The 5,947-nt window shown below is 70.4% G+C and carries 5 protein-coding genes and 1 pseudogene; 1 reads left to right on the forward strand and 5 read right to left on the reverse strand.

All coding sequences use genetic code 11. The features are described 5' to 3' along the window. Positions 1–118: 118 nt before the first annotated feature. Complete coding sequence (locus ACZ60W_RS36870; RefSeq protein WP_469759775.1) at positions 119–1,267, reverse strand: cytochrome P450; 1,149 nt, start codon at positions 1,265–1,267, stop codon at positions 119–121. Between the two features lie 191 nt (positions 1,268–1,458). Between ACZ60W_RS36870 and ACZ60W_RS36875 the strand changes: the two genes are divergently transcribed. Then, entirely contained in the window at positions 1,459–2,364 is a 906-nt protein-coding gene (locus ACZ60W_RS36875; RefSeq protein ID WP_469759776.1) for a LysR family transcriptional regulator, read from the forward strand. Between the two features lie 171 nt (positions 2,365–2,535). Here the strand turns inward: ACZ60W_RS36875 and ACZ60W_RS36880 are convergent, their stop codons facing one another. The 4 genes and pseudogenes from ACZ60W_RS36880 to ACZ60W_RS36895 form a co-directional block, all read right to left on the reverse strand. Continuing rightward, positions 2,536–3,492, reverse strand: a complete 957-nt coding sequence (locus ACZ60W_RS36880; RefSeq protein WP_469759777.1) for an IS481 family transposase — start codon at positions 3,490–3,492, stop codon at positions 2,536–2,538. Between the two features lie 245 nt (positions 3,493–3,737). Further along, positions 3,738–5,324 carry a phosphoglycerate dehydrogenase gene (gene serA / locus ACZ60W_RS36885; protein ID WP_469759778.1) on the reverse strand — a complete coding sequence of 529 codons (1,587 nt, stop codon included), beginning with the start codon at positions 5,322–5,324 and terminating at the stop codon, positions 3,738–3,740. 84 nt (positions 5,325–5,408) lie between these two features. Next, complete coding sequence (gene fdxA / locus ACZ60W_RS36890; protein WP_469759779.1) at positions 5,409–5,732, reverse strand: ferredoxin; 324 nt, start codon at positions 5,730–5,732, stop codon at positions 5,409–5,411. 35 nt (positions 5,733–5,767) lie between these two features. After that, positions 5,768–5,947: pseudogene (locus tag ACZ60W_RS36895) on the reverse strand (2-oxoacid:ferredoxin oxidoreductase subunit beta); the annotation flags it as partial.

The raw sequence follows: 5,947 nt of genomic DNA on the forward strand, positions 1-5,947 counted from the left end.
CCCCACTCCCCCCCCCCCCCCCCCCCCCCCCCACCCCGCCCCCCCCCCCCCCCCTTCCCCCCCCCCCCCCCCCCCCCCCCCCCCCCCCCCCCCCCCCGGACCTGTGGCACCCGGAGGGTCATCCGGGCCATTCGACGAGCAGGTTCCGGGGGCCGCGGAAGGAGACGTTCGCCGGGAAGTCGAAGTCCTGGTCCTCCACGAGCCGCATGCCCGGTGCCCGCTGCGCCAGCAGGTCGAGGGCGATCCGGGCCTCCATCCGCGCCAGCGGGGCCCCGATGCAGTAGTGGATGCCCTTGCCGAAGGCGAGGTGGCGGCGGGCGTCCCCCCGGTGGATGTCGAACGTCTCGGGCGCCTCGAAGTGCTCCGGGTCCCGGTTGGCCGCGCCGAGCAGGATCAGCACCTTGGCCTGGGCGGGGATCTCGACACCGCCGACGTCCACCGCCCTGGTGGTGATGCGCCGCCAGGCGGGAATGCTGCTGTCGAACCGGAGGATCTCCTCGACCGCCTTGGAGATGAGGCTGCGGTCGGCGCAGATCGCGGCCCACTGCTCGGGATTGTTCAGCAGCTGGCGTATCGCGTTCCCGGTGAAACTCGTCGTCGTCTCGTGGCCGGCGAAGCTCAGGCCGTAGGCGACGTTGGTGATGTCTTCGAGCGACAGGCCCTCGGGGTTTTCCTGATGGATCCGAATCAGGTCGCTGGTGAAGTCGTCGACCGGTTCCGCGGCTCGCTTGGCGACGAAGTTCTCGCAGTATTCCCAGTAATGCGTCATGTTCGTGGCGATCTCGCGCTGCTCGTCCGCGCTCGGGCGTCCCCAGCTGAAGGCGATGCGGTTCCCGCACCAGCTCTTCAGCATGTCCATGTCCTCGTCCGGGAAGCCGATGAACGTGAAGATCATGTATGCCGGAAGCGGATAGGTCAGCGCGTTGACCAGGTCCACCTGCCCGGGCGTGATGGCGTCCACCAGTTCCGTGGCCTTGGCCCACACCTTCGGCTCCAGCAACGCGATCCGACGCGGCGAGAAGCCGGTCATGTTGTGCTTGCGGATGCGGGTGTGCCTCGGCGGGTCGCAGTCCGACATCACCGGGTAGGCGCGGAATCCTTTCTTCAGAATCTCCTGCGCCTCTCCCGAGAGAGGGAAGACCGGCTTCTGGCCGACCCGCGCCGAGAAGGTCCCCGGGTCCTTGAGGACGGCCTCGATGTCGTCGTACCGGGTGATCACCCACATGTCGATGGACGAGGCGTAGAACGCCGGCGCCTCCTCCCGCACCGCACTGTGAATCGGATACGGATCGGCGATGTAGGCGTCACCAAGCGGGTCGAAACCGTGATGCACAGGGCAGCCGGCCGTTTCGTTCATCTGCGCCATTGCGAAACCTCCATGACTTGGTACTCCAAGTCTGCGCCATGACCGTCGAATTGAAAACGAAGGAATAGTGAGGTGCGTTATGGAATTCCCTCATGACTGAACGGATCAGCCTTCGCAGGCTGCACGCGTTCGTGGCGTGCGCCGAGGCCGGAACCATGACGGGCGCGGCACGGCAGCTCTTCGTGACCCAGGGCGCGGTGTCGGTCGCCATCTCCCAGCTGGAACGGCAGATCGGCGTGCAGCTGCTCCTGCGCTCCAAGGCGAAGGGGCTCACGCTGACCGAGGCCGGCCGGCTCCTCCTGCCCGAGGCCCGCTCCCTGCTCGCCCGGGCCGACGCGCTCCAGGCAGGCATGCGCGACCTGGGGAACGCCCCTTCGGGCAGCCTGGTGATCGGCTGCTTCACCACCATCGCCCCGTTCCTCCTGCCCCGTGTCCTGGAGGAGTTCCGGGCCGCCCGCCCCCAGGTGACCCTGGACTTCGTGGAGGGGTCCCTCACCGACCTGCAGCAGCTCCTGCTCGACGGGGCGTGCGAGCTGGCCGTCCTCTACGGCGTCGACATCCGGGCCGGCATCGAGTACGAGACGCTGTACGCGACCCAGCCCTACGTCCTGCTGCCGCCCGGCCATCCGCTGGCGGAGCAGGAGGAGATCCGCCTCGCCGACCTCGCCGACCACGACATGATCGCGCTCGACGTCCCGCCCAGCCTGCGCTACTTCAACGAGGTGCTGAGCTCCGCCGGGGTGTCCCCGCGCATCCGGCACCGCACGGAGAGCTTCGAGATGGTGCGCAGCCTCGTCGCCCGGGGCGCCGGCTACTCGCTGCTCATACAGCGCCCCCTCGCGGACGTCAGCTACGAGGGGCGCGGCCTGGTGATCCGCCGGATCAAGGACGAGATACGGCCGCTGGACGTCGTCCTGGCGCGTCCGGCGGGTGTCCGGCTGACACGTCGGGCGGCGGCGTTCAGTGCGTTCTGCCGCGCGTCGGCGCCTCACCGCTAGGGCCTGTCGTCACCATCCCCTCGTTGCCCGAAGGGCGGCCCTGCGGCGTCTGGTGCGTGCTCTCGGTGTGCCGGGTGGAAGTGCTCGTACTGGACGTACTCGCGCTTTCGCCCGGTGCGGCGAGAGCGCGTGCCAGGCGTCGCGGGGCAGAGGGGATTTCGACGGCAGGCCCTAGGTGTATTGACCCGCAGGGTTGTTGACGCGGGTGATGGGCGGGTGTCCGTCGAGTGCGGTGTGGCAGCGGTGGTGGTTGTAGGTGTGGAGGAAGTCTGCCAGGGCTTCGGTGCGCTCGGTGTTTGAGGTGTAGGGCCGGATGTAGGCCCATTCGTCGAGCAGGGTGCGGTTGAAGCGTTCGACTTTGCCGTTGGTCTGTGTCCGGTAGGGCCGGGTGAGTTTGCCGGTCGCGCCGAGGTCGGTCAGGACGTTCTTCCAGGCCAGGCCCTTGCGGTAGGCCCAGGCGTTGTCGGTCAGGACCCGTTCGATGCGGGTGATGCCCTGGCTGTGGAAGAACGCGGCCGCGCGGGCCAGGAAGGCCGCGCAGGTCGCGACTTTCTCGTCCGGGTGGATCTCGCTGTAGGCGAGGCGGGAGTGGTCGTCGATGGCGGAGTGGACGTAGTCGAAACCCACGCTGCTGCGGGTGACCCGGCCGGCCTGGCGTCCCAGGGTCCGGTGGCCGCCGCCGTCGGGGATCCGGCCGAGTTTCTTCACGTCGACATGGACGAGTTCGCCGGGTCGTTCGCGTTCGTAGCGGCGGATCACCGTGCCGGTCGGGCGGTCCAGCCAGGCCAGCCGGTTGAGCCGGTGGCGGGTCAGGATCCGGTGGACCGTCGAGGCGGGCAGGCCCAGGATCGGGCCGATCCGTGCGGGGCCGAGTTTGCGGGTTCGCCGCAGCTCGCAGACGCGGTCCTCGACCGCGGCCGCGGTCCGGTGCGGGGTGGTGCGTGGCCGGCTCGACCGGTCGTGCAGGCCCGCATCTCCCTCGGCCCGCCACCTGCGGATCCACTTGTGGGCCGTGGCCCGGGAGATGCCCATTTCCGCGGCCACATGGGCGACCGGACGGCCTGAGCGGATTCCTTCGACCAGCAGTCTCCTACCGAAGACGGTCAGCCGGGCATTACGGTGGGGCACGAAGACCTCCGGGCGGTGAGTTCCTAGACAGCTCCCACCACACCGGAGGTCTTCGCCATGTTCAAGACCAGACCAGTGTCAACAACGCTCGTGATCAATACACCTAGGCCGTCGGCGTGCGGTCACCCGTACCGTCCCCGTTCCTCACGCGTACTCCCCCGCTCCGTGTACGGAACAGGGGAGTACGGGTGAGGCCGGCGCCGGGGCGGTGCCCACCTGGGGCAGGGGCCGCGGGCGCCGTCCCGCTACGGCGTGAGGCGGACGAATCCGGCGGACGCCCCGCCGAGGGCCGCGACGAGGCGGTCCACCACGGCCTCGGGGACCTCGGTGTCGACGGACATGACCGCCGTCGCCAGGCCGCCGGACCGGGCGACCTCCATGTCGGCGATGTTGACGCCGGCACCGCCCAGGATCTGTCCGACCTTGCCGATGGCCCCGGGTTCATCGGCGTACCAGAGGACGAGCATGCGGTCCGTCAGGTTCAGGTCGATGTCGCACCCGTCGATCCGGACCAGTCGGTGGGCGCCCTTCCGGGCGGACAGGGCGCCGGCGACCGCAAGGGGCCTGCCGTCCGGCAGCACGCCGCGCAGGGCGATGGCGTTGCGGTGGTCCGGGCTCTCGGAGCCGGTCGAGAAGGTCACGGACATGCCGATGTCGCGTGCGAGGTCCGACGCGTTCACCAGCGAGGGCCTGGTGGGGACGAGCGCCGCAAGGGTCCCACGGAGCGCGGCGGCCTCCAGGACCGTGACGTCGTGCCGGGTCACCTCGCCGCGGACCTCGATCTCCAGCCGCGTGGCCTTCTGACGCCCCGCGAGCTCGGTGAAGACGTGACCGAGGTCGTCGGCGAGTGCCAGGTAGGGGTGAACCTCCTCCGCGACGGGGCCTCCCGGGGCGTTCACCGCGTCGGGTACGAGCTCTCCCGCGAGGGCCCGGCGCACCGAGTGGGCGACGGAGGTCCCGGCCTTCTCCCGGGCCTCGTGCGTGGAGGCGCCGAGGTGGGGGGTGACCACCACGTTGCCGAGGCCGAACAGCGGGGAGGCGGTGCACGGCTCCACCGCGAAGACGTCGAGCCCGGCCCCCGCGACGCGTCCGTCCTTCAGCGCGGCAGCCAGCGCCTCCTCGTCCACGATGCCGCCGCGGGCCACGTTGACGATCCGTACCGACCGCTTGACGAGGGCGAGCTCCCGCTCGCCGACGAGGCCCACCGTCTCCGGTGTCCTCGGCACGTGCACGCTGACGAAGTCGGACTCCCGCAGGAGCCGGTCGAGCGGGACGAGACGCGCACCGGCGTGCAGGGCCCGCTCCTCCGTGGCGTACGGGTCGTGCGCGAGGATCCGCATGCCGAACGCGGACATCTTCCGGGCCACCAGGGTGCCGACGCGGCCGAGACCGATGACGCCGAGGGTCTTGGCGGCCAGTTCGACGCCGATGTACCTCTGGCGGGCCCACTCCCCGCTCTTGAGCGAGAAGTCGGCCTGCGGGATGGTGCGGGCCGTGGACAGCAGCAGCCCGCAGGTGAGTTCGGCGGCGCTGACGACGTTGCAGGAGGGGGCGTTGACGACCAGCACGCCGGCCTTCGTGGCCGCCGGGACGTCGACGGTGTCCAGGTCGGCGCCGGCCCGCGCGACGACCTTGAGCCGGCGTGCGGCGTCGATCACCTGGGGGTCCACACGGGTGGCACCGCCCACCAGAAGGGCGTCGGCGTGGGCGACGGCGGACAGCAGGGCCGGCCGGTCGGTGCCGTCGCAGTACCGGATGTCGACGTCCGGACCCAGCGCGGTGACCGTGCTGGGCGAGAGCTCTTCGGCGATGAGGACAAGGGGCTTGGCCATGGGGAGGGACTCGATCCGTGTGAGGCTCGCGGGACGGAAAGGGCGGATGGGGGCGGATGGAGCCTGATCCGGCGTCGGAGGGGCTCAGGTCTGGGACGGCACGGGCACGGCGTCCACCACCAGGTGGTCCGCCGCGAGCGGGGCGTGGTCGCGCGCACCGCCGGGCAGGCCCAGGCTGTCGAACACCTCGCGGTCCGCGATGCGGTACTCGCCGAGGGCCTCCGGGAGGTCGTCCTCGTAGAAGACCGCTTCGACCGGGCAGACCGGCTCGCAGGCACCGCAGTCGACGCACTCGTCCGGCTGGATGTACATCTTGCGCGGGCCCTCGTAGATGCAGTCGACCGGGCACTCCTCCAGGCATGCCTTGTCCTTGATGTCCACGCAGGGTCGAGCGATGACGTAGGCCATGGGATCTCCTCCGGTGTGGGTGGTCCGTCGGGGTGTCAGCCGACGACGGACCAGGTGTCGTTGCCCGCGAGCAGCGCGGCGAGGTCGCTCTTCCCGTACCGCTCCACCGCGGCGTCGAGCTGGTCGGCCATGAGGGTGTCGTAGACCGGTCGTTCGATGGAGCGGAAGACGCCGATGGGGGTCTGGTGGAGGGTGTCGGGGTCGGCGAGGCGGGA

The sequence above is a fragment of the Streptomyces sp. NPDC104202 genome (assembly GCF_055584185.1).

What these genes read in the sequence shown, in the direction of transcription:
- fdxA (WP_469759779.1), bottom strand. Translation starts at nt 5,732, where the DNA reads ATGGCCTACGTCATCGCTCGACCCTGCGTGGACATCAAGGACAAGGCA.
- ACZ60W_RS36875 (WP_469759776.1), top strand. Translation starts at nt 1,459, where the DNA reads ATGACTGAACGGATCAGCCTTCGCAGGCTGCACGCGTTCGTGGCGTGC.
- serA (WP_469759778.1), bottom strand. Translation starts at nt 5,324, where the DNA reads ATGGCCAAGCCCCTTGTCCTCATCGCCGAAGAGCTCTCGCCCAGCACG.